The organism is Mycolicibacterium peregrinum, assembly GCF_001665625.1.
Taxonomy (GTDB): domain Bacteria; phylum Actinomycetota; class Actinomycetes; order Mycobacteriales; family Mycobacteriaceae; genus Mycobacterium; species Mycobacterium peregrinum_B.
Map to the genome: position 1 here is coordinate 76,420 of NZ_LZSY01000116.1, position 24,751 is coordinate 101,170.

The following is a 24,751-nucleotide window of genomic DNA, read 5'->3' on the forward strand; positions in this document are numbered from 1 at the left end:
TCAGCGGTCGACGGTCGGCGGTGTCGGCGCCTGGATACCGGCCGGCCCGAGGTTCTTGTCGAACGCTTCTTTCCACGCTCCGCTGTTGATCATCTTCTCGATCGCATCGTTGATCTTGCCGCGCAGTTCGGTGTCGTCCTTCTTGAGGCCGATGCCGTAGCGCTCCTCGGAGAATGGCTTACCAACGATCTTGAATTCCCCTGGAGTCTGCGCGGCGTAGCCGGCCAGGATCACCTCATCGGTGGTCACGGCGTCGACTCCACGGTTCCTGAGGGCGTCGATGCACAGGGTGTAGGTGTCGTACAGCTGCAGTTGAACGTCCGGATACTTCTCCTTGATCCGCTGAGCCGGTGTCGAACCGGATACCGAGCACACCTTCTGGTTGTTCGCCAGGGACTCCGCTCCGGTGATGGCGTTCTCGTCGGCGCGGACCAGCAGGCTCTGCCCGGTGACCAGGTAGGGCCCGGCGAACGCCACCTTCTCCTGACGCGCCGGGCTGATCGAGTAGGTCCCGACGATGTATTCGACCTGACCGTTCTGGATCAGCGTCTCGCGCTGCGGCGAGGGCGCTTCCTTCCACTCGATCTTGTCCTCGGGATAACCGAGTTCGTTGGCCACGTATTTGGCCACATCGACGTCGAACCCGGACATGGTGCCGTCAGGCTTCTTCTGGCCGAGGCCGGGTTGGTCGTACTTGGTGCCGATGACGATCTTGCTGGAGTCGCCACCACCGCCACATGCGGTCGCGGCGAAGGGGAGTGCGATCGCGAGCGCGAGGGTACCGACCAACTTGAACGGCACGGAGGGCATGTTCGGGTTCCTTTCGGCGGAGCGTCAGTGATGAAGGATCTTGCCGAGAAAATCTTTGGCGCGGTCGGATTTCGGGTTGTCGAAGAACTCGGCCGGTGGCGCGTCCTCGACGATGGCGCCATCGGCCATGAACACCACGCGATCGGATGCCCGGCGGGCGAAGCCCATCTCGTGGGTGACCACCACCATCGTCATGCCCTCGCCGGCCAGCGACGTCATCACGGCCAGGACCTCGTTGATCATCTCGGGGTCCAGGGCGCTGGTCGGCTCGTCGAAGAGCATCACCTTGGGTTTCATCGCCAACGATCGTGCGATGGCCACGCGTTGCTGCTGACCGCCGGACAGCTGGGCCGGGTATTTGTCGGCCTGGTTGGCCACTCCGACCCGGTCCAACAGGGCCATGGCGGCCTCCCTGGCCTGTGCCTTGGGCTTGCGTCGCACCTTCACCGGGGCGAGCATGACGTTCTCCAGGATCGTCTTGTGCGCGAACAGGTTGAAGGACTGGAACACCATGCCGACATCCGACCGCAGCTGAGCCAGTTTGCGACCCTCGGCGGGCAGCTCCTGACCATCGACCGCGATGCTGCCCGAGTCGATGGTCTCCAGCCGATTGATGGTGCGGCACAACGTGGATTTACCCGAACCCGACGGTCCGAGGACCACGACGACCTCGCCGCGCCCCACATCGAGGTTGATGTCGTTGAGTACGTGCAAGGGTCCGAAGTGCTTGTTGACACCCTGAAGTGAGATCATCGGCACACCTGGTGGCGCCGCGTCGTCGACCTGCGGCTGCTCGCCGGGGCTACCCATGGCAGGTGACCTTACCCAGGGAACGCCCGGCCTGCCCGGATCTCGTCAATCCGCCGCGTTGACGTTTCGGGTGGCTCCGTACCATTGAGGCCGTGACGACGATGGTGAACCGGGACGCGGCGCGCGACGAGCGCCCGCGCGAGGAGTCGACGACACAGCCCGGCTCCGAACGCACCTATCAGGTCCGCACCTACGGCTGTCAGATGAACGTGCACGACTCCGAGCGGCTGTCCGGCCTGCTGGAGGACGCCGGATACCGTAGGGCCCCCGACGGCGCCGACGCCGACATCGTCGTGTTCAACACCTGTGCGGTGCGCGAGAACGCCGACAACAAGCTCTACGGCAATCTCAGTCATCTGGCCCCGCGCAAGCAGGCCGATCCGAACATGCAGATCGCCGTCGGCGGATGCCTCGCCCAGAAGGACCGCGAGTCGGTGCTGCGCCGCGCCCCCTGGGTCGATGTGGTCTTCGGCACCCACAACATCGGGTCCCTGCCCACACTGCTGGAGCGGGCCCGCCACAACCGCGCCGCCCAGGTCGAGATCGTCGAAGCGCTGCAGGAGTTTCCGTCCACCCTGCCCGCGACGCGCGAGTCGGCCTATGCGGCGTGGGTGTCGATCTCGGTGGGCTGCAACAACACCTGCACGTTCTGCATCGTGCCGTCGCTGCGCGGCAAAGAGGTCGACCGCCGTCCCGGGGACATCCTGGCCGAGGTGCAGACCCTGGCTTCCCAAGGCGTGCTCGAGGTCACCCTGCTGGGCCAGAACGTCAACGCCTACGGTGTGTCGTTTGCCGACCCCGATGTTCCGCGCGACCGCAGTGCGTTCGCCAAGCTGCTCCGCGCCTGCGGCGACGTGGAGGGGCTGGAGCGGGTGCGGTTCACCTCACCCCACCCCGCCGAGTTCACCGACGACGTGATCGAGGCGATGGCGCAGACCCCCAACGTCTGCCCGACACTGCACATGCCGCTGCAGTCCGGTTCGGACCGGATCCTCAAGGCGATGCGCCGCTCGTACCGGGCCGACCGCTACCTGGGCATCATCGACAAGGTGCGTGCCGCGATCCCGGACGCGGCCATCACCACCGACCTGATCGTCGGCTTCCCCGGCGAGACCGAGGAAGATTTCCAGGCCACCCTCGATGTCGTCGAGCGGTCGCGTTTCTCGACTGCGTTCACCTTCCAGTACTCCATCCGGCCCGGTACCCCCGCCGCCGACATGCCCGACCAGTTGCCGAAAGCCGTTGTCACCGAACGCTATCAGCGGCTGATCGAGCTGCAGGAGCGAATTTCTCTGGAGGAGAACCAGGCCCAGATCGGGCGGGCGGTGGAACTGCTGGTCGCCACGGGCGAGGGCCGAAAGGACGCCAGCACCGCCCGCATGTCGGGCCGGGCCCGCGACGGCAGACTGGTGCATTTCAGCCCTGGCGGCGACGTGGAGCGGATCCGACCCGGTGACATCGTCACCACCACCGTGACCGGTGCCGCGCCGCACCATCTGATCGCCGACGCCCCGTTGGTCACCCATCGCCGCACCCTCGCCGGCGACGCCCACGAGGCGGGGCGGCGCCCGCGGACCGGCGTCGGCCTCGGGCTGCCGCGGATCGGTGCGCCGGAAACCCCGCCGTCATCAGGAGGATGTGGCTGTTGAGCAACGAAAGCGACTTCGACCGGTTCAAGGACGACCTGGCGGCCGTCGAGCGCAAGGTCACCCGCGAATTCGACACGGGGCCGCGTGCGATGGTCGTGGCCATCCTGGTGTTCGTGGTGCTGCTGTCGTTCGTGCTGCCGCACACCGGCACCACCAAGGGGTTCGACGTCCTGGTCGGTGACGCCACGGCCGTAAGCGACGGCATCTCACTGCCGTCGCGGGTGTTCACCTGGTTGGCGCTGGTGTTCTCGGTCGGCTTCTCCACCCTGGCGCTGATCACCCGTCGCTGGGCGCTGGCCTGGACGGCCCTGGCCGGTTCTGCGGTGGCCAGCGCGCTCGGGATGCTTGCGGTGTGGTCGCGTCAGACCGCGGCGGGCCATCCCGGTCCCGGAATCGGGCTGATCATCGGGTGGCTGGCCGTGATCGTCCTGACCTTCCACTGGGCTCGCGTGGTGTGGTCGCGCACCGCGCTGCAGCTGGCGGCAGAAGAGGACCGGCGCCGCGAAGCCGCGAAGCATCAGCAGCACGGCGTGCTCGGCATCCCCATGCCCGGTGACAGCAAGACCGACGTGACCAAAACCGACGTCGCGAAGCCCGACACCTCCTCCGGTGACAAGCCGGATCAGCCCGACCAGGCCTAGCTGGGCTCAGAAAAGCCTGGGAGCTGTAAACGCTCTCCGAGCGTGGTGTTACCTGCGCTCTCCGAGTGTGGCGGCCGCGGCGTCAGCCCACTGACGCCACTGTTCGGCGCTCGCCCTGGCCTCGGCTGCATCCTTGGCCCGTCCGGCGGCCTCCGCCTTCTCGGCCTGCTTCTCGAACTGTTCGGCACGGGCACGGAACTGGTCGGCACGGGCCTGCGCCTCGGGGTCCACACCACCGGCCGGGGCGTCTCGGACCTTCTTCTCGACGGCACGCAGGCGGCGTTCCAGATCGGCGGCCCGCTCGCGGGGAACCTTGCCGATCGCGTCCCACTTGTCGCCGATCGTGCGCAGTGCGGCGCGGGCGGCATCCAGATCCGTCGTGTCGATCTTCTCGGCCTCGGCCAGCAGCGCTTCCTTGGCGGTGGCATTTGCCTTGAACTCGGCGTCACGTTCGGCGTGGGCGGCGTTACGGGCCCCGAAGAACGTGTCCTGAGCGGCCTTGAACCGGTGCCACAACGCGTCGTCGACGTCCTTGGCGGCGCGTCCGGCGGCCTTCCACTGGGTCAGCAGATCGCGGAACGCGGCACCGGTGGCGCCCCAGTCGGTCGAGCCGGACAGCTGCTCGGCCTGCTCGCACAGCGCCTCCTTCTGCTGGCGGGCGCCTACCCGGCCGCGGTCCAGTTCGGCGAAGTGCGAGCCGCGACGACGGTTGAACGTCTCGCGGGCCGACGAGTAGCGCTTCCACAGGGCGTCGTCGAGCTTGCGGTCCAGTCCGGTGATGGTGCGCCACTCATCGAGGATCTCGCGCAGGCGGTCACCGGCGGACTTCCACTGGGTGGAGTTGGCTGCCAGATCCTCGGCCTCGGCGGCGAGTGCCTCCTTGCGGGCGGTCTGGGCGGCGCGGTGCTCGTCGCGCTGGGCCCGCTCGGTCTTGGCGGCTTCGTCGGCGTGTTCCAGGATGGCCGACAGGCGGGCGCTCAGCGCGTCGACATCGCCGAGAACTGCTGCGGTGGGCAGACTTTCCGCCAACGCCGCGGCCGCAGACTTGATCTTGCGCGCATCGCCGGTGCCTGACGACAGCCGGCGTTCGAGCAGGGCGACCTCGGTGTGCAGATCGTCGAAGCGCCGACCGAAGTGCGCGTACGCCGACTCGGTGTCGCCGGCCTGCCACGAGCCGATCACCCGCTCGCCGGATCCGCTGATCAACCACACCGTGCCGTCGTCATCGACGCGGCCGAATTGGTGTGGGTCGCCGGCCGGCGCCACGGCAACCACGGGTGCGACCCGGCTGGGGCGGGGAACGGGGCGGGGTGGTCCGGGCCTCGGAACGGGCGAGGGCGTGGGCTTCGGGGTGGGCCCGGAGGTCGACTCGGGGGTGGCTCCGCCTGGCTCACTGGTTGTCATATCCGCTCCTCGTACTCCGCACGGTTGCCCGCGCATCTGCCGCGCGACGCGGCGCCTGATGCTGTCGCTTTGTCCGCTATTGAAGCAGGTCGTGCTGTGCCGTGCCCACGGCTTTAGGTGCAATGCCCTGACAAACTCGCACGGACGTGTTCTCACCCGGGCCGATCTGGGCGTCCGACCGGGCCTCGGCGCGCACCCCAGAAGGGGCCGCGCACTAGTTTGGTGAGGTGCTGAGCGCCATCGCGATCGTCCCTGCCACACCGGTCCTGGTGCCCGAACTGGTGGGTGCGGCTGCGGGCGAGGTGGCCGACCTGCGGGAGGCCGTCGTCGCCGCAGCGCGTTCGCTACCGCCGCGCTGGCTGGCCGTCGGGGTCGGCCCCGGTGACGCGGTGTACGGGCCGGACTGTGCAGGGACCTTCGCCGGCTACGGCGCCGACGTCCCAGTGGCTCTCGGCCCCGGCGCGATGGGCGATCCGGTGGCGCTGCCGCTGTGTGCCCTGGTCGCGGGGTGGATCCGCGGACAGGTGGCACCCGGTGCCGACATCGAGGTGCACGTCTGTGCCGCATCACAGCAGGTCGGCGAGGCGCTGGCCCGGGGGCGCGCGCTGCGCGCCCGCCTCGACGAATCTGCGGATCCCGTCGGTGTCCTCGTGGTCGCCGATGGCCTGAACACGCTCACCCCGGCGGCACCCGGTGGCCACGACCCGGACTCGGCGCCGGTGCAACAGCAAGTCGACGATGCGCTGGCCACCGGAGACCTCTCGGCGCTGGCCGAGCTGCCCGGAACCGTGCTCGGCAGGGTTGCCTACCAGGTACTGGCCGGTCTGACCGAACCCGAGCCGGGATCGGCCCGTGAGCGCTATCGCGGAGCCCCGTACGGCGTCGGCTACTTCGTCGGCGAATGGCTGCCGTGACCCGGCCCATCGCGGTCATCGGGCCGACCGGCACGGGGAAGTCGGCGCTGGCGCTCGCGCTGGCCGAGAATGTGGGCGGCGAGATCGTGAATGCCGACGCCATGCAGCTCTACCGCGGCATGGACATCGGCACTGCCAAGTTGCCGGTCGCCGAGCGGCGCGGCATCCCCCACCACCAGCTCGATGTCCTTGACGTCACCGAGACCGCGACGGTGGCCCGCTATCAGCAGGAGGCCGCGGCCGACGTGGAAGCCATCGCGGCCCGCGGCGCAGTGCCGGTGATCGTGGGCGGTTCGATGCTGTACATCCAGTCACTGCTCGACGAGTGGACGTTTCCGGCCACCGATCCGACGGTGCGGGCGCGGTGGGAGGCGCGGCTGGCCGAGGTCGGGGTCGCCGCCCTGCACGTCGAGCTGACCCGGGTGGACCCTGCCGCGGGTGCGTCGATCCTGCCGACCGATGGCCGGCGGATCGTGCGGGCCCTGGAGGTCGTGGAGCTCACCGGGCAGCCGTTCGCTGCCTCGGCGCCGAGCATCGGTACACCGCGCTGGGACACTGCGATCATCGGATTGGACTGGGACACAGCCGTTCTCGATCAGCGCCTGGAACAACGCACCGACCTGATGTTCGACGAAGGCCTGGTGGACGAGGTGCGGACGCTGATCGGGCGCGGTCTGCGCGACGGGGTCACCGCGGCGCGAGCACTCGGCTATGCGCAGGTGTTGGCTGACCTGGATGCCGGGGGAGACGGCTCGGCCGCGCGGGAGCCGACGTTCATCGGCACCCGCCGCTATGTGCGCCGGCAGCGCTCGTGGTTCCGGCGTGATCATCGGGTCGTGTGGTTGGACGGGGCGGCCGACGGGCTGGTGCACGACGCGTTGCGGGCGTGGCGGCACGTATCCTGAACAGGTGATCTCCGGCGCAGTTGGTTTTGTGAAAGGGCACGGCACCCAGAACGATTTCGTGGTGCTGCCCGACCTCGACGCCGCGCTGTCGCTGACGCCGAACGCCGTCGCCGCACTGTGCGACCGGCGCCGCGGCCTCGGCGCCGACGGCGTGCTGCGGGTGACGACTGCGGGTGCCGCGCAGGGTGCCGGGGTGTTCGACCGACTTCCCGACGGGGTGGCGGCCTCGGACTGGTACATGGACTACCGCAACGCCGACGGGTCGATCGCGCAGATGTGCGGCAACGGCGTACGGGTGTTCGCGCACTACCTGCGCGCGTCCGGACTGGAATCTGCCGACGAGTTCGTGGTCGGGTCACTGGCCGGTCCCCGTCCGGTGGTGTTGCACAGCGTCGACGCGACGACCGCCGACGTCACGGTCGAGATGGGCAAGGCCAACCAGTTCGGCACCGGCACCGCCGTCGTCGGCGGTCGCAAGGTCAGCGGGCTGGCCGTCGACATGGGCAATCCGCACCTGGCCTGTGTCGGGCTGACCGAGGACGAGTTGGCGGCACTCGATGTGGCCGCACCGGTGTCGTTCGACACGCAGCTGTTCCCCGACGGCGTCAACGTCGAGGTCCTGACCGCTCCGGTGAACGGCGCGGTCTCGATGCGGGTGCACGAACGCGGTGTCGGCGAGACCCGCTCCTGCGGTACCGGCACCGTCGCGGCCGCGCTGGCGGCCCTGGCCGGTCAGGGTGCCGATACCGGGACGTTGCGGGTCCGCATCCCCGGGGGCGAGGTCACCGTGACGATCACCGAGTCCACCAGCTTCCTGCGCGGCCCCTCCGTGCTGGTGGCCCGTGGTGAGCTCTCCGACGTGTGGTGGAACGCTGCCCACGCCTAATAGGGATGCGCGCGGCCCGATGCACGTGACAACCTGTAAGTACATATGACTCATCCAGAACATCCCGTCACACCCAGCACCGGCGAGCTGGCCCTCGAAGACCGCGCCTCATTGCGCCGCGTCGCCGGGCTCTCCACCGAACTCACCGACGTCACCGAGGTCGAGTACCGCCAGCTCAGGCTGGAACGCGTGGTCCTGGTCGGAGTGTGGACCGAAGGCAGCGCGGCCGATGCCGATGCCAGCCTGGCCGAGCTGGCGGCACTCGCCGAGACCGCCGGGTCCGAAGTACTCGAGGGGCTGATCCAGCGCCGCGACAAGCCCGACCCGTCCACCTACATCGGCTCGGGCAAAGCCGTCGAACTGCGCGAGGTGGTCCTGGCCACCGGGGCGGACACCGTGATCTGCGACGGCGAACTCTCGCCTGCGCAGCTCAACTCACTGGAGAAGGTCGTCAAGGTCAAGGTGATCGACCGGACCGCGCTGATCCTGGATATCTTCGCCCAGCACGCCACCAGCCGGGAGGGCAAGGCGCAGGTGTCGCTGGCCCAGATGGAGTACATGCTGCCCCGGCTGCGCGGCTGGGGTGAATCGATGTCGCGCCAGGCCGGTGGGCGCGCCGGCGGTGCCGGTGGTGGCGTGGGAACCCGCGGGCCCGGTGAGACCAAGATCGAGACCGACCGCCGCCGTATCCGGGAGCGGATGGCGAAGCTGCGCCGCGAGATTCGCGACATGAAGAAGATCCGCGATACCCAGCGCAGCCGGCGGCTGACCTCCGATGCCGCCTCGGTGGCCATCGTCGGCTACACCAACGCCGGCAAGTCCAGCCTGCTCAACGCACTGACCGGGGCCGGTGTGCTGGTGGAGAACGCCCTGTTCGCCACGCTCGAACCCACCACGCGGCGTGGCGAATTCGACGACGGCCGGCCGTTCGTGCTGACCGACACCGTCGGCTTCGTCCGGCACCTGCCCACCCAGTTGGTCGAGGCCTTCCGGTCCACGCTCGAAGAGGTGGTCGACGCCGACCTGCTGGTGCACGTCGTGGACGGGTCCGACGATCATCCGCTGGCGCAGATCAATGCCGTCCGGCAGGTGGTCAACGACGTGATCGTCGAATACGACATCGCCCCGCCCCCGGAGCTGTTGGTGGTCAACAAGATCGACGCGGCCACCGATCTCGGACTGGCCGCGCTGCGCCGCGCCCTGCCCGATGCGGTCTTCGTTTCGGCGCACACTGGCGAGGGGCTGGACCGGTTGCGGGCCCGGATGGCGGAGATGATCCCGCCGACCGACGCCACGGTGGACGTGACGATTCCCTACGACCGCGGGGATCTGGTCGCGCGGGTGCACGCCGACGGTCGGGTGGACGCCACCGAGCACACTGCCGACGGCACCCGCATCAAGGCGCGGGTGCCCATGGCACTGGCCGCGAGCCTGGGTGAGTTCGCCACCTTCTGAGCGGGCGTCAGGCGGCAGATTTCTTCTTACTGCTGGTGCCCTTTGCGCTGGTGCCCTTTGCCTCGGGACGGTCCGTGGCCTTGTCCTTCGCGCCGTCGTGACCGAGGGCCTTGCGCACGCCGCTTCGGAGCGACTTGGCCATGTCACGCGCCGGATGTCCCTTGGTGGCGAGCGCTTTCGGCAATGAGGGACGCTGCTTCGGGGCCGTAGCGTCGTCGGCCGCGCTCGGTGCCGTCTCGGGGTCGGTGACCGTGCTCAGACGCCGGAGCGGTTGGTCATCCGAGATGGCGGCGACTTTCGTGGTGTCGGCAACGGTCTTGTCGACAATGGTCTTGTCGGCAGTGTCCGGGATCCGGACGGTCACGCCGGACTGCGTCGGATCGGTCCATCCGGGCAGTGGGTCGAGCCCGGGGTTGAGCGCGGCCCGGATGCCCTCCGGAACGTCGTTCACCAGGTCGGTGGCCAACTTGACCGGGTTGAACCTGGGCAGCAACTGGAACGGTGTCGGATTGCTGTAGTCGGTTCTGGTGTAACCGGTTTCGATCAGGGTCTGCGCCATCGGGGAGATCAGGTCGACGAGCGGGATCACCACGGCGGACGTGCCGGTCGCCGCACCCAGGTCGAGCAGCGGCTGCATGATGGGCAGCGTCTTCGCCGGCAGGGTGACGTAGTACGAATCGCTGCCGTCGACCTTCTGGCAGTGAGTCTCGGCACTGCAGTTCGCTTTCGCGTTCTCGATCGCGGCCTGCACCTGTTCGGGTGTGTAGCCGTATGGCGTTGCGGTGGCCGGATCGTCGCCTCGGGGGTCCAGGTAGGAGCCGTGCACGTACTCGAATCCGGCCAGCGCATTCGCCAGGGCGAGCGGATTGAGCACCCATGACGGAGCGTCGGCGACACCGTCGTACTGAAGCGCGATGTCGTAGGTCTCGATGCCGGTGTCCGTCGGAGTGGGTTGACCGAACGTCGCGTCGAGGATCGGGACGGTGCCGAGGATCGCCAGCCTCTCGAAGAGGCCGCCGTCAGGGCGGTTGGGGTTACCGATCAGGACGAAGCTCAGATTCTGCTTCTGTTCGTCGGTCAGGTCCGCCAGGTTCCCCTTGACGATGCCGGCCACCGTGGCGCCCTGCGAATAGCCGAAGACCGTCACGGGATGCGCCGCACTGGGGTTGTTGGCGCCGACGAGTTCACTGGTCAGCCGGGTGACCCCGCTGGCCACCGACACGTTCCATTTGGCACCCTCCAGTCCGCCCCAGCCTGGGAGTGGGATGGGCCAGAACTGGGCGATGTAGGGGATGGCCACCGGCGCCGCACAATCCTCGGCGCCGCAACTACCGCTGGGCTGGACGTAGTAGTCCACGGCGTTGGCCAGGTAATTGTTGGAGTCCTGCGGGTTCGGGGTTCCGGTACCCGGGACGATCAGCGGTGTCACCGCGACCACCAGACCGATTGCTGCGGTGCCGACGGGCGTCAGGCCGATGACCACCGAGCCGGATACCGCTACGGCGCCGACCAGCAGTGACCTGGCAGCAGAACGGGGTGAGAATCGCATCGGCCCGGATCTCCTTCTGCTGACGAAGCCGTCAGCGCTGAAGGGATCTTTGCACCGGCACGCAACTGTCACCGGGAAAACGGCCGAAGTGGTCGCGGCCCAACGGTTTCAGCGTTGTCGGATCACCGGAGGCTCATGTGCCCGCACCGGGGGGAGGGCTCCATCGAACTTCTCGACCTGCACCAGCACATGCGCGCCGGTGCAGCCATGCGCCAGCGACGAGGTCCCGACATCGTCGGTGAGGACGTTGGGATTGCCGTGCACGCACATCGAATCGGGATCTGACGCTTCGGCCGGGTCGTACCACGCTCCGGTCGGCAGTTGCACCACCGACGGGCGCAACCGGTCGTCGATCATCACCCCGGCCAGACACGCCCCGCGGTCGTTGAACACCCGCACTACGTCACCGTCTGCGAGCCCGCGGGCCGAGGCGTCACCGGGATGGATGCGGATCGGTTCGCGCCCTTGTACTTTCGATGCCTGACTGGTGGCGCCGCCGTCGAGTTGGCTGTGCAGTCGGGTCGCGGGCTGATTGGCCAGCAGATGCAACGGATAGCGGGCGGCCCGCGCACCGCCGAGCCATTCGGTCGGCTCGTACCAGCGGGGGTGGCCGGCACAGTCGGGGTAGCCGAATCCGTCGATGGTCTGCGAGAAGATCTCGATGCGGCCGCTCGGGGTGGCCAGTCGGTGCCCGACCGGATCGGCCCGGAAATCGGCCAGCAGTGTCAACCCCGGTTCGGTGGGTAACCGCAGATGACCCGCAGCCCAGAACTGGTCGAATCCGGGAACCTCGAAATCCAGACTCGCTGACCACTTTTCGTACATATGAACCAGCCACTGCCGTGCCGTGCGGCCTTCGGTGAACTGCTCACCGAACCCGAGTCGGTCGGCCAGCGCCGAGAACGTGGTGTAGTCGTCGCGGGAGTCCGCGTACGGCGGGGTCAGTGCAGGCATGGCGACCAGCAGCGGGTCATTGCGTGACCCCGAGTAGTCCTCGCGCTCATAGGCGGTGGTCGAGGGCACGACGACGTCGGCATGCTTGGCCATCGCCGTCCAGTACGGGTCGTGCACCACGATGGTGTCCACCCGGGACAGGGCCCGGCGCAACCTCGGAATGTTCTGGTGATGGTGGAACGGGTTGCCGCCGGCCCAGTACACGCACCTGATGTCGGGGTAGGTCAGGTGCAGTCCGTTGTAATCGAACGGTTGTCCGGGGTGCAGCAGCATGTCGGTGACGGCCGCGACGGGGATGAAGGTCTGCACCGGGTTGAAGCCCTGTGGCAGCGCGGGCAGGCCGCAGCGCAGCGGCGGCAACCCCGGCTCGTTCATCGACCCGTAGCCGTGCCCGAAACCTCCTCCGGGCACACCGATCTGGCCCAGCATGGCCGCCAGGGTCAAGCCCATCCACGGCGCCTGCTCGCCGTGCCGGATCCGCTGCAGCGACCAGCTGACGGTGACCAGGGTGCGCGAGGCCGCCATCTGTCTGGCGAGGTCCACGAGCTCGCCGGCGGGCAGGCCGCTGAGCCTCGACGCCCATTGCGGGCTCTTGGCGATACCGTCGTCGCGGCCCAGCAGGTAGCGCTCGAACCGCCGGTATCCGCTGCAGTGCGTGTCGAGGAAATCGAGATCGGCCAGGCCCTCGCTGGCCAGCACGTAGGCCAGCGCGAGCATCACCGCCACGTCGGTGCCGGGGACCGGGGCCAGCCATCGGCAGTCGCCATCGACGTCGTCACGAAGCGGGCTCAGCGACACGATCTTCCCGCCGCGCTCACGCATCCGGCGCAGCGCGTCGCGGGCCGGATGTGCCGTGGTGCCACCGTGGTTGATGCCGGTGTTCTTCAGTGCGAGACCGCCGAAGCACACCAGCAGATCGGTGTGCTCGGTGATGACCTCCCAGTCGGTGGAGCGCTTGAACAGGTCGTCATGGGTCCCGACCACCCGGGGCATGATCACCCCGGTGGCGCCCAGGCTGTAGGAATGGCGGGAAGACGTATAGCCGCCGAGCATTTTCAGAAAGCGGTGCACCTGGCTCTGGGCGTGGTGGAAGCGTCCGGCGCTGGCCCAGCCGTAGGAGCCGCCGTAGATCGCCTCGTTGCCGTAGGTGTCGACGACCCGGCGCAGCTCCTCGGCCAGCAAGTCGGAGAGCTCATCCCAGGAGACCGCGACGTAGTCGTCGGCGCCCCGTTCTGTACTGGGGCCGGGGCCGTCGCGCAGCCAGCCGCGTCGCACTGCGGGCCCGGCGATACGGGAGCGGTGCCGGATCGAGCCCGCGAGGTTGCCGAGCAACGGTGAGGGGTCGGTGTCACCGTCCATCGGGGTGACGGCCGCGATGTCGCCGTCCGCGACGTTCGCGGTGAAGGCGCCCCAGTGCGCGAGGCTCATGGGGGACCGGGGCATGAGCAGAGTTTACGGGCGGTACCCACCCTCCCCAGGGCTGACCAACCACCCGGTTGGTATAGGTTGGCCCCAAATCAGTAACCAGTACCGGAGGTCACACCATGGGCAGTGTTGTGAAGTACGACCGCACGTTGTTCGAGCCCGAGCACGACTTGTTCCGCGAGTCGTACCGGGCGTTCCTGGACAAGCACGTCGCGCCGTTCCACGACCAGTGGGAGAAGGACAAGATCGTCGACCGCGGGGTCTGGCTCGAGGCGGGCAAACAGGGCTTTCTCGGGATGGCGGTGCCCGAGGAGTACGGCGGCGGCGGCAACGACGACTTCCGGTACAACACGATCGTCTGTGAGGAGACCGTCGCCGGTCGCTACAGCGGCATCGGCTTCAGCCTGCACAACGACGTCGTCGCGCCGTACCTGCTCCGGCTGGCCAACGAGGAGCAGAAGCAGCGTTGGCTGCCCAAGTTCTGCACGGGCGAATTGATCACGGCGATCGCAATGACCGAACCGGGCACCGGTAGCGACCTGCAGGGCATCAAGACCCGTGCGGTGCGCGACGGTGACCACTACGTCCTCAACGGGTCCAAGACCTTCATCACCAACGGCATCAACTCCGATCTGGTGATCGTCGTCGCCCAGACCGACCCGGAGAAGGGTGCTCTCGGCTTCTCCCTGCTGGTGGTTGAGCGCGGTATGGAGGGCTTCGAGCGGGGCCGCCACCTGGACAAGATCGGCCTGGATGCCCAGGACACCGCCGAGCTGTCGTTCACCGACGTCAAGGTGCCCGTCGAGAACCTGCTCGGCGAGGAAGGTCAGGGTTTCGTCTACCTGATGCAGAACCTGCCGCAGGAGCGCATCTCGATCGCGATCATGGCCGCCGCGGCGATGGAGGCGGTGCTGGAGCAGACCGTGCAGTACACCAAGGAGCGCAAGGCGTTCGGCAAGCCGATCGGTAGTTTCCAGAACAGCCGGTTCCTGCTGGCCGAACTGGCCACCGAGGCCACCGTGGTCCGGATGATGGTCGACGAGTTCATCCGGTTGCACCTCGACGAGAAGCTCACCGTGGAGCAGGCGGCGATGGCCAAGTGGTATTCGACCGAGAAGCAGGTGGAACTCATCGACCGCTGCCTGCAGCTGCACGGCGGTTACGGCTACATGCGGGAGTACCCCGTTGCGCGGGCCTACCTGGATGCCCGAGTCCAGACGATTTACGGCGGCACGACCGAGATCATGAAGGAGATCATCGGTCGCGGGCTGGGCGTCTAGCGGGCCGATCGGCCCCCGATTTATCCGGTACTCGTCCAAAAAAGCCCAAATCTGGGTCTTCGGACCCAGATATTGGGCCTTTTTTGGTCATGATCGGCCACGTTAGTTGGTTATCGTCACGTGCTGACGCAAAGTTGTCCGGGCGGGACATTTCTAAGGAAACTTTGCCGAACGAGCGGGGAGGGCGCATGACTAGGCCGGGAGCGAGGCTGAACGCGGCCGTGTGGCGGTTGGCGGTCGGCCTGCTCGCACTCGTAGTCGCTGCTTTGGTGGTGCCGGCGGTGGCTTCGGCCACCCCGGAGTCGGATGCCGACGCCGCGGTCACCGCCGCTTGGGAGGCCAACGGTGGAGACGGCGGCCCGCTCGGGCCGCGGCAGGGCGGCGTGTACGCGGTGGGTTCTGGCTTCGCGCAGAACTTCTCCGGCGGCAAGATGTTCTTCACCCCGGCAACCGGCGCACACTTCATGCAGGGCGCAATCCTGGACAAGTACGAGTCGCTGGGCGGTCCGGCCGACGGTGACATGGGATTCCCCACCATCGACGAGGGCGCTGGACGTGCCGCGGACAGCCGTAACTCGACGTTGAGTGCGCCTGACAACCCGGTCATCTTCTGGACTCCGTCCACCGGTGCCCGGGTGGTGCGGGGCGCCATCAACGCCGCATGGGACAAGCTCGGCGGCTCCGCGGGAGTGCTCGGCGTCCCCGCGGACGACGAGACGTTCGACGGCGACGTGATCTCCCAGAAGTTCACCGGCGGCGAGATCTCCTGGAACCGCAAGACCAAGGCGTTCACCACGGTGCCGCCCGAACTGGCCGATCAGCTCGCCGGTCTGGACGTACCGTCGGATCCCGCCTCGGCGATCGCCGCCGCGCGCCGGGAGGCGGGCGGGGTGATGGGACCGCTGGGAGCCAAGGACGGCGACCAGTATCCGATCGGCGACGGTGGATTCGGCCAGAAGTACGCCGGCGGCAAGATCTTCTACAGCCCGGCCACCGGCGCCAACGCCATCACCGGCCAGCTGCTCGAAAAGTATGAAAGCGTCGGTGGCCCGGAAGGCGATCTGGGGTTCCCGACCGCCGGCGAGTCCGAGGGCGGATTGGGACCCAACAGCCGGATCAGCACCTTCGCCGCGGCCGACAACCCCGTCATCTTCTGGACTCCCGACTACGGCGCGGTGATCGTGCGGGGCGCGATGAACGCGGCCTGGGAGAAACTGGGCGGGGCGAAGGGAGCGCTGGGCGCCCCGATGGCCGACCAGACCGAAGACGGCGGTGTCATCAGTCAGCGGTTCAGCGGGGGAGCGATCTCGTGGGACCGCGACGCCAACAAGTTCACCACCGAGCCGTCGAAACTCGCCTCCGAATTGAGCGGGCTGCAGGTTCCTGGACTCGACCAGACCCCGGCGGCCGGTCCGCAGCCCTCCGACGCGGACAGCAAGAAGCCGTTCTCCTGGCATTGGAGCTGGTGGTGGCTGATCGCGGTGATCCCGGTCGTGCTGCTCGCCGGGTTGATCGTGGGGGCCGCGCTGTGGCACCGTCGGCGCGCCGGTGGCGATGACGACTTCGACCACGATCCGTTCGACGACGACTACGACGGCGGACCGGGCGATTCGTCCTACGACGAGGGTCGATATGACGACGCGCGCTACGGTTCGCGTGGGTACGACCACGATGAGTACCGCGACGGCGGTGACTCCGACGCGGCCAACGGCTACGGGCCGAGCGCCGCGTACGGCGACGCCGCGACGGCACGGTTTGCCGGACCCGGCGAGGAATCATCAGGCGCGGCATCTCCGTACGACGGCCCCACCGATATCGCCATTCCGGTCAGTCAATGGGCCGCTCCGCACGGATCGGCCAGTGGGTACGGGGCGCCGGGCGAGGAGGAGGAACCGCCGGAGGATTCCTCGCGGTTGGTCGGGGAGCAGGGTTTCGACGACTTCGGCGACGATGACGACTTCGAAGACGACTATGAAGATGACGACTTCGAGGACGACGACTTCGACGACGAGGATCTCGATACACCCATTGATGCCGACTTCGAAGAGGTCGCCGAGGGCGACGATGTCGACGACATCGAGGCGGAACTCGTGGACGAGGACCTGGCGGATACCGGGTCTATGCCCGGTCCGGTAGGCGGAGTGCGTGAGGCGCAGGGTTTCGCGGGCCTGGGTGGCCTGACAGTGCCGAGCGATCAGGACAACGTCGACACCGCGCCGACCCGCGTCATCACCGAGGCCGAGGCCTACAGCAGCGAGGCGCACAGCGGGCGCCACGCCGCCATCGAGCTCGACGAGATACCCAGTGCCACCGCCATCCATCTGCCGTTGGAGGACCCTTACCGCGCGCCGGAGGGTTATCCGATCAAGGCGGACACGAAGTCCGGACGGTACTGGGCGCCCGACAGCGCCGAGTACGACGACGCAGTAGCCGAAATCTGGTTCGCCAGTGAGGAATTCGCCCGCACGAACGGGTTCGTGCGGACGGACTGAGGAAGCGGGCCCGGCAGCCGTCAGGTGCGGCCGGGCCCCTCACCCGGTCAGATCTTGCGAATTACGGTGACGACCTTGCCGAGCACCGCTGCGTCGTTGCCCGGGATCGGGTCGTATGCCGGGTTGTGCGGCATCAACCACACCTGACCGCGGGTGCGCTTGAACGTCTTGACGGTGGCCTCGCCGTCGATCATGGCTGCCACGATGTCGCCGTTGTCGGCCACGCTCTGCTGGCGTACCACCACCCAGTCGCCGTCACAGATGGCGGCGTCGACCATCGAGTCGCCGACGACCTTGAGCAGGAACAGTGAACCCTCGCCGACCAATTCGCGGGGCAGCGGGAAGACGTCCTCGACGGCCTGTTCGGCCAGGATGGGGCCGCCTGCGGCGATACGCCCGAGCACCGGCACGAACGTCGGCTCGGGTAGTGCGTCGGAGCCGGCCACGTCGGTGGACACCAGTGCTGCGGCCGTCGGATCGTCGGCGGCGCGCACATCGACGGCGCGCGGGCGGTTGGGATCGCGGCGCAGGTAGCCCTTGCGTTCCAGGGTGCGCAACTGGTGGGCGACCGACGAGGTCGAGGTCAGTCCGACCGCATCGCCGATCTCGCGGATGCTGGGCGGGTAACCGCGAGTGGTCACCGACGCGCGGATCACGTCGAGAATGGTGCGTTGCCGGTCGGTGAGGCCGCCCTCGGCCCGGCGTGGGCCCGCGCCGTCCGATCCGGCCGGGCTTTCCGTGTTGCCGTCCCTGCTGCGGTCGTCGCTCATGGGGCCGAATGTAGTCCCTGATCGAACATTAATCAAACATGTGTTCGAGGCGTGTTGTGGGCGTGTCTGCTGGTGGAGCGCACGGGGTGGCAGTTCGGGGCCGTCCCCGCGGTCGGTGGCCGGAACTTGTCGGTGCCCTGTTCTATCGTTTGGCAACAGTTCGATCACATGTTCTATCAATCGAACACCTGAGCGAGTATGTTCGAACACAAGAGCGAAAGAGTCCACCGAAAGGCAGTCAGATGGCGATCATCGATATCCCCGCCGATAGCCGCTCCCGTGCTGTTCGGGCCGTGCCGCAGTCCTCACCGCAGCGGGCCCGTGCCAGGGGTGCCGCAGGTGCTGCGGGTACCAGGGGCAGCGCCACCTTCGGTACCGGTGTGGCCCGGCCGGTGCGCCGGGTGCAGCGGGTGCAGCGCCCGGGCCACGCCCGACCCGCAGCCGGCACGGTCCACTACCGCGGAACCGGTGTGCTGATGTCGCGGGCGTCGCACCGCAGTCGGCCCATCACTCCGCTGACCACGGTGTTACTGGCCCTCGTCGCCGCCGGTATCACGGTGTGGCTCGGCCTGGTGGCGCAACTCGGCGGGGTGATGGGGGCGGAGAACCCGCAGCCGGCCGAACTCGCGGTGGTCCAGGTGAAGTCGGGGGAGTCGCTGCAGCAGGTGGCACGCCGGGTCGCCCCGGATGCTCCGGTGGCCCGGGTCGTCGAGCAGATTCGTGACCTCAACCAACTCGACTCCGCCGCGGTCGACGCCGGGCAGACACTGCTCGCGCCGGTTGGCTGAGCAGCGCAATGTCCGCTGAATCGTCCTGGCAGGCAGCATCACTGGCCGGTGTCGGCGTGAGCACCTACATGCCACTGGACCCGGCGGTGAGTCTGCCTAGAGCATCGCGGGTACGCTCAAGGGCGCTCGAACTACTTGTCCGGCGGCATGACGAAGGAGCGGTAATGCATTGTCCGTTCTGTCGTCATCCTGATTCGCGTGTGGTCGATTCCCGCGAGACCGACGAGGGGCAGGCCATCCGACGCCGGCGGTCGTGCCCGGAGTGTGGACGTCGGTTCACCACTGTGGAGACCGCGGTGCTGGCTGTGGTGAAGCGCAGCGGGGTGACCGAACCGTTCAGCCGGGAGAAGGTCATCCGCGGAGTGCGCCGGTCCTGTCAGGGCAGGCAGGTCGACGACGACGCGCTCAATGTCTTGGCGCAGAAGGTCGAGGACGCGGTCCGCGGCCTCGGCACGCCGGAGATCCCGAGCCATGAGGTCGGCCTGGCGATCCTCGGACCGCTCCGCGAACTGGACGAGGTCGCCTATCTGAGGTTCGCCTCGGTGTACCGGTCATTCTCCTCAGCCGAGGACTTCGAGCGCGAAATCGAGGCCCTGCGGGCGCATCGCGCCGAGGCGTAATTCAGTCCAGTTGGGTTGTGCCGTCGTTGACGACGCGGCCGGCCAAACGGACCCAGCCTTCCGGACTCCAGCGGGTCTCGATCACCGAACCTTTCCCCTGGATGATCGTGAGGTCCCGGCTGAGATAGTCGGTCATCCGCACCGCCGCCGACCCCGTGGCCTCGTCTTCGGGAATCCCCAGGTGTGAGGCGAACGACCGGGATCGCAACGTGCCGCGCGCTTCGTCGCTCCAGGCCCACAGGTAGGCATCATCGAAATCGTCGGGGTCTGCGGCGAGCACCTCGTCGACCGTGGCCAGGTCGTAGATGGCGAATTCCGGGGCCCATTCCGAGCGGGCATTGACAATGGCGCGATCATCCTCGTACTCGACCGGAAGAATCCCGGCGGGCACCCGCAATGTGTTGACCGGCAAGCCCTTTTCGCGCAGCCACCACGATGCACCGACCGTTGGGTGTCCTGCGAACGGCAGCTCGGCGACCGGGGTGAAGATGTGGGCGCCGGCGGAGTTGGCGCCCGGCTGCGGAAGGTCGATGAATACCGTTTCGCTGTAACCTAATTCGGTGGCGATCCGCTGACGGTCGGTGGGGGCGACGGTGCTGTTGTCGACCACGCCGAGCGGATTGCCGTACTTGCCGTCCGGATCGGTGAATACGCGTAACACGGTGACGTCGATGGCCATGCCCCGATGCTACGTCGCATCTCAGGGCCGCATCTCGGGCTCTTCGCGGGACTGTCCGACCCGGCTGGGGGAGCGGGTCAGGTGGCGCTGCGCTCGTCGGCGTCCATTGCGTCGAGCACCGCGATCTGAGTGTCGAAGGGCCCGCTCATCGTCGCTTCTGTCCGCCCGCTGCGCAGCAGGCTGCGGAGCCGGTCCTGGTCGTACACCGACGGTTCGGTCGTGTCGATGAAGCGTTCGACCACCTCGACGAAGCGGTCGGGATCGTCGTGGAACGGAAAATGCCCGGATCCGGAGAAAATCTCCAACTGGGAACCGGGCATTGCGGCGTGTGCCATGTGGGCGTGGCTGACGGGGATGACCGAATCGCTTTGACCCCAGATCAACTGGACCGGAACCGATTCGGTCAGGTAACAGCGGTCCAGCATCGTCACCACCTGGCCGCGCCAGTCCACGACGGCGCGCAGGGTCCGGGCGAACGCCGACGATGCTGTCGGTTCCGGCAGATCCGCCAGGATGCGCAGCATGTCCGGGATGTCGTGGCCGAGACCGGTTGAGCCCAGTACCGTGCCCGCGGCCCGACCGGCCAGTTGTAGGGCCGGCAGCACCAGGGGCAATCGCAGCAGGGCCAGCGCCTCACTGCCCATCGGGAGGGAGGCCACCCGCAGCGCCACGTTGACATCCTTCGTGACGCCGCCGGAGCCCACGAGGATGAGCCGGTCCACCAACTGCGGGAACTGGTAGGCGAACTGCATCGCCACGCCACCGCCCAGTGAATGACCGACCACGGTCACCCGGTCGATGTCGAGCACGCTGAGTAGGTCGCGCATGCCGTTGGCGTACGCCGCGACCGAATAGTCCGCACGCGGCTTGTCGGAGCTGCCGTGGCCGAGCAGATCGGGGGCGATCACGGTGAACCGTTGGGCCAGCGCCGATTGCACGGTGTGCCAGGTGGTGGAGTTGTCGCCGATGCCGTGGATCAGCAGGATCGCCGGCCCGGATCCGGCCACGCGGAAGGCCCGTCGGTATCCGTGGATCGTGCGGTACTCGAGCGTCGGTGTGAGCTCGCGAACGGTCCGCAGATGGGGTTTGCGTTCGGTCATGCTGGTCAACCTCGCCCTCGGCCCGGCGTCGGGCTGTTATGAGTGGTTGTCGCCGTTCGGGAAGCCGTCGCCGAAGCCGTCCCGTCCGTCTTTGTACCTGTCGTCTTTGTGCTTGTCACCGGTCTGCTGGGCGAGGAACCGTTCGAACTCGGCTCCCAGCTCGTCACCGCTGGGCAGTTCCTCGTCACGCGCCAGCAGAGACCGATTCTCCTGTGCGGCAACGAACGCATCGTACTGGCGCTCCAACCCGGTCACCACCTGAGCCACCTCGTCGCTGGCCTCTACCTGCTCGTTGATCTTGCTGTAGACCTCGGCTCCGGCCTCGGAAAGTTTCTCCAACGGCAGTTGTAGCGAACCGGTCCGGGCCACCTCGGCCAGCAGCGCCTCGGCAGCCGGTGGGTAGGCCGTCTGGGCCAGGTAGTGCGGGACGTGCACGGTGTACCCCACCACCTCGTGCCCATGCTGGGCCATGCGGAACTCCAACAGGTTGGAGACGCTGGCCGGGACCTGGACTTCGCCGACCCACGGGGTGTGGTCGGCGATCAGCTCCTTGTCGTTCGCGTGCGCGGTGAGCATGACGGGGCGCGTGTGGGGCACCGCCATCGGGATGGTGCCGAGGCCGATCACCCGGCGGACCCCGAGCTGTTCGGCGAGCAGCCGCACCGCGGTGATGAACCGCTCCCACCGCAGGTCCGGCTCCAGGCCGGCCAGCAGCAGGAACGGCGTGCCCACGCCGTCGTGCAGCGCGTACAGGTTCAGCTCGGGTTCCTCGTAGCTGGTGAAGTGGTCGGTCTTGAATGTCATCAGCGGCCGGCGCGACCGGTAGTCGAGCAGCTCGTCGATGGCGAAAGAGGCCACCAGCTCGGTGTCGAGCGTGTCCTTGAGATGCTCGGCGGCCAGGCGGATCGCGTGGCCGGCATCGGAGAACCCCTCCAGCGCATGGATCAGCACCGGGCCGCGTCCATCCGAAGACGACAACTGCGGGGCCGGGAACTCAAGCTCGTACATGCCGCTCTGGTCGGGCTGGTAGTGCTGATCGGGGGTGTCGCTGGTGTCGGTCATCTCGCTTCGTCTCCTCGCTGCGGTAGGACGCTGTGACGGCCCACCGCCGTATCTTCCAGTGTCCCGCATACCCGTACTGCGGGTTCGTTCCGCCCCGCATGTGCGTTCGAACGCGCCCGGCTGGTGGTCGCATTCCGGCAGTTCTCCGCGCGATCAGGCAAAATCGTGATGATGCGCGTGACCCGGATGGCGAAGTTCACAGTCGCGGCTGCCCTGACGGCGGCCGGGGCGGCGGCGTGCACCGTTCCGGGCCCCACCGCCGGTGGCGCGGCAGCCAACCTCACGACCGTCCCCCCGAGCAGCACGCCGGCTGCGGCCAGCGCGTTGTCGCAGGCCGGGGTCGAGTCGGTGACGCCGGATCGTCGGGTGGGGGCGCTTTTCCTGGGCGATACCACGACGCACACCTGTAGCGGGTCGGTGCTGGCCACCCCGACGGCGGACCTCATCCTGACGGCCGCGCATTGCCTACTCGACGGTGTCGACACCACGTTCGTCCCAGGTTTCGGCGCGGGCGCCGGTGACACCTGGCACGTGAGCAGCGTGTATCTGGACTCGCGCTGGCTCGCCAACCAGGATCCTCAGGCCGACTATGCGATCGTGCGGGTGACCGGGGATTCCACCGCCAGGCTGCTGGCCGAGTCCGGCGGCGGGCTGACCCTGGGGTCGGCGCCGGCGGCGGGAAGCCCGGTGACGGTGACCGGTTACCCGATGGGTGAGGGCGGCAGTCCGATGGCGTGCCGAGGCGCGACCGAGTCGTCACTGCAGGGATTCCCGGCCCTGGCCTGTGCGGGCGTGACCGATGGTTTCAGCGGTGCCCCGTGGGTTTCGGGATCGACGGTGACCGGGTTGGTCGGCGGACTCGACGGCGGCGGCTGCGACGACGACGTGTCCTACTCACCGCGCTTCGATGACCGGATCGCGCGTCTGCTCGTCCGCGCTGAGGCCGACGGCCCCGGCGACGCCGCGCCCGCGGCACTCGAATCGGACTGTCAGTAGCGGAACTGGTTGAGCGCGCGCAGTTTGTTCATCACGTCGAGCGCCGCGACCTTGTAGGCCTCCGAGAACGTCGGATAGTTGAACACCGCGTCGACGAGGTAATCGACGGTGCCGCCGCAACCCATCACGGCCTGTCCGATGTGGACCATCTCGGTGGCGTTGGTACCGAAGATGTGCACCCCCAGTAGCCGCAGATCCTCGGTGGACACGAGCAGTTTCAGCATCCCGTAGGAATCACCGGCGATCTGCCCGCGCGCCAGTTCGCGATACCGGGATACGCCGACCTCATACGGAATCGAATCCTTGGTCAGATCGACCTCGGTGGCCCCGACGAACGACACCTCAGGAATCGAGTAGATGCCGATCGGCTGCAGGCTCATCATGGCCTTGGTGGGTTCGCCGAAGGCGTGGTAGGCGGCCAACCGTCCCTGCTCCATGGACGTCGCGGCCAGCGCCGGGAATCCGATGACGTCGCCGACCGCGTAGATGTGGTCCACCTTGGTGGTGAAGTTGTCGTCGACGTAGATGCGGCCGCGGGAGTCTGCCTCCAGGCCGGCGTTCGCCAGATCGAGGTGATCGGTCTGGCCCTGGCGTCCGGCCGAGTACATCACGGTCTCGGCCGGGATCTGCTTGCCACTGGCCAGGGTGGTCACCGTGCCCGAAGTGCCGATGTCGACGGCGGTCACCTCTTCGCCGAACCGGAACGTCACCGCGAGGTCGCGGAGGTGGAAGCGCAGCGACTCGATGATCTCGGGATCGCAGAACTCCAGCATGTCGGCGCGTTTCTCCACCACGGTGACCTTGGTGCCCAGCGCGGCGAACATCGAGGCGTACTCGATGCCGATGACCCCGGCGCCGACCACCACCATCGAGGTGGGCAGGGTCGCGAGATTGAGGATGCCGTCGGAATCGAGCACGCGTGCCTCGTCGAACGTGACCCCGGCCGGCCGTGCCGGTTTTGTCCCGGTGGCGATCACGATGAAACGGCCACGGACAGTGACCAATTCAGCGCGGGTGGGATCCTCGACGAGGATCGTGTGCTCGTCGGAGAATCGGCCGTGCCCGGTGTACAGCTCGATGCGGTTGCGCATCAGCTGGGACCGTACGACATCGATCTCCTTGCCGATGACGTGCTGGGTGCGTGACAGCAGATCGGCGGGGGTGATCTTCTCCTTGACGCGGTAGCTCGCGCCGTAGAGTTCGCGCTGGCTCATGCCGGTCAGGTAGACGACAGCCTCACGCAACGTCTTGGACGGAATGGTGCCGGTGTTGACGCAGACTCCGCCGAGCATCATTCCCCGCTCGATCACCGCAACCGTCTTGCCGAGTTTCGCCGCGGCGATGGCGGCGCGTTGGCCCCCGGGACCCGAACCGATGACGACGAGGTCATACTCCTGCATCGAACCCATGGGTCAACTGTCTACGCGGGGTGGCCGAACCGGCGCATGTGGCTGCCGCCGAATACCGAGTGAACAAACGGGTTATCCCCAGCGCAGCGTCCATCCCCAACCGGGCGTGGGCGCCCGGTTCGTGCGGCGGCCCGTGACGGCGCTGGTTGGCAC

General features: G+C 67.8%; 21 protein-coding genes. 11 read left to right on the plus strand and 10 right to left on the minus strand.

Annotation, left to right across the window (positions count from 1 at the left end; all coding sequences use genetic code 11):
• Together A5779_RS18605 and A5779_RS18610 are read right to left on the minus strand one after the other, a co-directional pair.
• Positions 1 to 810, minus strand: coding sequence for a glutamate ABC transporter substrate-binding protein (locus tag A5779_RS18605; protein WP_064884404.1), 810 nt, complete (start codon positions 808 to 810; stop codon positions 1 to 3).
• Positions 811 to 834: 24 nt separating this feature from the next.
• Positions 835 to 1,563, minus strand: a complete 729-nt coding sequence (locus A5779_RS18610; RefSeq protein ID WP_064884497.1) for an amino acid ABC transporter ATP-binding protein — start codon at positions 1,561 to 1,563, stop codon at positions 835 to 837.
• Between the two features lie 158 nt (positions 1,564 to 1,721).
• Between A5779_RS18610 and miaB the strand changes: the two genes are divergently transcribed.
• Entirely contained in the window at positions 1,722 to 3,269 is a 1,548-nt protein-coding gene (gene miaB, locus A5779_RS18615) for a tRNA (N6-isopentenyl adenosine(37)-C2)-methylthiotransferase MiaB (protein ID WP_064884499.1), read from the plus strand.
• Positions 3,257 to 3,910, plus strand: coding sequence for an Rv2732c family membrane protein (locus A5779_RS18620; RefSeq protein ID WP_064884406.1), 654 nt, complete (start codon positions 3,257 to 3,259; stop codon positions 3,908 to 3,910). Before miaB ends, A5779_RS18620 begins: the two co-directional genes overlap by 13 nt.
• A 48-nt stretch (positions 3,911 to 3,958) precedes the next feature.
• Here A5779_RS18620 and A5779_RS18625 read toward each other — a convergent pair whose 3' ends face one another.
• Positions 3,959 to 5,314, minus strand: a complete 1,356-nt coding sequence (locus tag A5779_RS18625; protein ID WP_064884408.1) for a DUF349 domain-containing protein — start codon at positions 5,312 to 5,314, stop codon at positions 3,959 to 3,961.
• Positions 5,315 to 5,541: 227 nt separating this feature from the next.
• On the opposite strand from A5779_RS18625, the gene A5779_RS18630 reads away from it, so the two are divergent.
• The 4 genes from A5779_RS18630 to hflX are packed head-to-tail and all read left to right on the plus strand — an operon-like array spanning position 5,542 to position 9,474.
• Positions 5,542 to 6,228, plus strand: a complete 687-nt coding sequence (locus tag A5779_RS18630; RefSeq protein WP_064884410.1) for a class III extradiol ring-cleavage dioxygenase family protein — start codon at positions 5,542 to 5,544, stop codon at positions 6,226 to 6,228.
• Positions 6,225 to 7,133, plus strand: a complete 909-nt coding sequence (gene miaA, locus A5779_RS18635; RefSeq protein ID WP_064884501.1) for a tRNA (adenosine(37)-N6)-dimethylallyltransferase MiaA — start codon at positions 6,225 to 6,227, stop codon at positions 7,131 to 7,133. Before A5779_RS18630 ends, miaA begins: the two co-directional genes overlap by 4 nt.
• 4 nt (positions 7,134 to 7,137) lie before the next feature.
• Positions 7,138 to 8,019, plus strand: a complete 882-nt coding sequence (gene dapF / locus A5779_RS18640) for a diaminopimelate epimerase (RefSeq protein ID WP_064884412.1) — start codon at positions 7,138 to 7,140, stop codon at positions 8,017 to 8,019.
• Between the two features lie 45 nt (positions 8,020 to 8,064).
• Positions 8,065 to 9,474: a GTPase HflX gene (gene hflX / locus A5779_RS18645; protein WP_064884414.1), complete on the plus strand. Its 1,410-nt coding sequence runs from the start codon at positions 8,065 to 8,067 to the stop codon at positions 9,472 to 9,474.
• Between the two features lie 7 nt (positions 9,475 to 9,481).
• Here the strand turns inward: hflX and A5779_RS18650 are convergent, their stop codons facing one another.
• Both A5779_RS18650 and A5779_RS18655 read right to left on the minus strand, forming a co-directional pair.
• Positions 9,482 to 11,023: a PE-PPE domain-containing protein gene (locus tag A5779_RS18650; RefSeq protein ID WP_064884416.1), complete on the minus strand. Its 1,542-nt coding sequence runs from the start codon at positions 11,021 to 11,023 to the stop codon at positions 9,482 to 9,484.
• 108 nt (positions 11,024 to 11,131) lie between these two features.
• Positions 11,132 to 13,420, minus strand: coding sequence for a molybdopterin guanine dinucleotide-containing S/N-oxide reductase (locus tag A5779_RS18655; protein WP_064884418.1), 2,289 nt, complete (start codon positions 13,418 to 13,420; stop codon positions 11,132 to 11,134).
• 101 nt (positions 13,421 to 13,521) lie between these two features.
• Here A5779_RS18655 and A5779_RS18660 point away from each other — a divergent pair, with 101 nt between their 5' ends.
• A complete protein-coding gene (locus A5779_RS18660; protein WP_055113240.1) occupies positions 13,522 to 14,682 on the plus strand; it encodes an acyl-CoA dehydrogenase family protein in 1,161 nt (386 codons plus the stop codon).
• A 188-nt stretch (positions 14,683 to 14,870) separates the two neighbouring features.
• Positions 14,871 to 17,174 carry an LGFP repeat-containing protein gene (locus tag A5779_RS18665; RefSeq protein ID WP_064884420.1) on the plus strand — a complete coding sequence of 768 codons (2,304 nt, stop codon included), beginning with the start codon at positions 14,871 to 14,873 and terminating at the stop codon, positions 17,172 to 17,174.
• A 47-nt stretch (positions 17,175 to 17,221) separates the two neighbouring features.
• Here the strand turns inward: A5779_RS18665 and lexA are convergent, their stop codons facing one another.
• Positions 17,222 to 17,944, minus strand: a complete 723-nt coding sequence (lexA, locus tag A5779_RS18670) for a transcriptional repressor LexA (RefSeq protein ID WP_064884422.1) — start codon at positions 17,942 to 17,944, stop codon at positions 17,222 to 17,224.
• Between the two features lie 242 nt (positions 17,945 to 18,186).
• Between lexA and A5779_RS18675 the strand changes: the two genes are divergently transcribed.
• Together A5779_RS18675 and nrdR are read left to right on the plus strand one after the other, a co-directional pair.
• Complete coding sequence (locus tag A5779_RS18675; RefSeq protein WP_110777467.1) at positions 18,187 to 18,732, plus strand: LysM peptidoglycan-binding domain-containing protein; 546 nt, start codon at positions 18,187 to 18,189, stop codon at positions 18,730 to 18,732.
• Between the two features lie 164 nt (positions 18,733 to 18,896).
• Positions 18,897 to 19,352: a transcriptional regulator NrdR gene (nrdR, locus tag A5779_RS18680; RefSeq protein ID WP_019348288.1), complete on the plus strand. Its 456-nt coding sequence runs from the start codon at positions 18,897 to 18,899 to the stop codon at positions 19,350 to 19,352.
• A 1-nt stretch (position 19,353) separates the two neighbouring features.
• Here nrdR and A5779_RS18685 read toward each other — a convergent pair whose 3' ends face one another.
• The 3 genes from A5779_RS18685 to A5779_RS18695 all read right to left on the minus strand — a co-directional run bounded on the left by A5779_RS18685 (position 19,354) and on the right by A5779_RS18695 (position 22,193).
• Entirely contained in the window at positions 19,354 to 20,031 is a 678-nt protein-coding gene (locus tag A5779_RS18685; RefSeq protein ID WP_064884424.1) for a PhzF family protein, read from the minus strand.
• 77 nt (positions 20,032 to 20,108) lie between these two features.
• Complete coding sequence (locus tag A5779_RS18690; protein ID WP_064884426.1) at positions 20,109 to 21,131, minus strand: alpha/beta fold hydrolase; 1,023 nt, start codon at positions 21,129 to 21,131, stop codon at positions 20,109 to 20,111.
• Positions 21,132 to 21,167: 36 nt separating this feature from the next.
• Positions 21,168 to 22,193, minus strand: coding sequence for a proteasome assembly chaperone family protein (locus A5779_RS18695; protein WP_064884428.1), 1,026 nt, complete (start codon positions 22,191 to 22,193; stop codon positions 21,168 to 21,170).
• 171 nt (positions 22,194 to 22,364) lie between these two features.
• Here A5779_RS18695 and A5779_RS18700 point away from each other — a divergent pair, with 171 nt between their 5' ends.
• The gene (locus A5779_RS18700) at positions 22,365 to 23,189 is read left to right on the plus strand and encodes a trypsin-like serine peptidase (protein WP_236734804.1); all 825 of its coding nucleotides are present in this window, start codon (positions 22,365 to 22,367) and stop codon (positions 23,187 to 23,189) included.
• On the opposite strand, the gene sthA is transcribed toward A5779_RS18700, so the two are convergent.
• Positions 23,183 to 24,598, minus strand: coding sequence for a Si-specific NAD(P)(+) transhydrogenase (gene sthA / locus A5779_RS18705; RefSeq protein WP_064884430.1), 1,416 nt, complete (start codon positions 24,596 to 24,598; stop codon positions 23,183 to 23,185). The two genes, A5779_RS18700 and sthA, sit on opposite strands and share 7 nt — an antisense overlap.
• Positions 24,599 to 24,751: the final 153 nt, after the last annotated feature.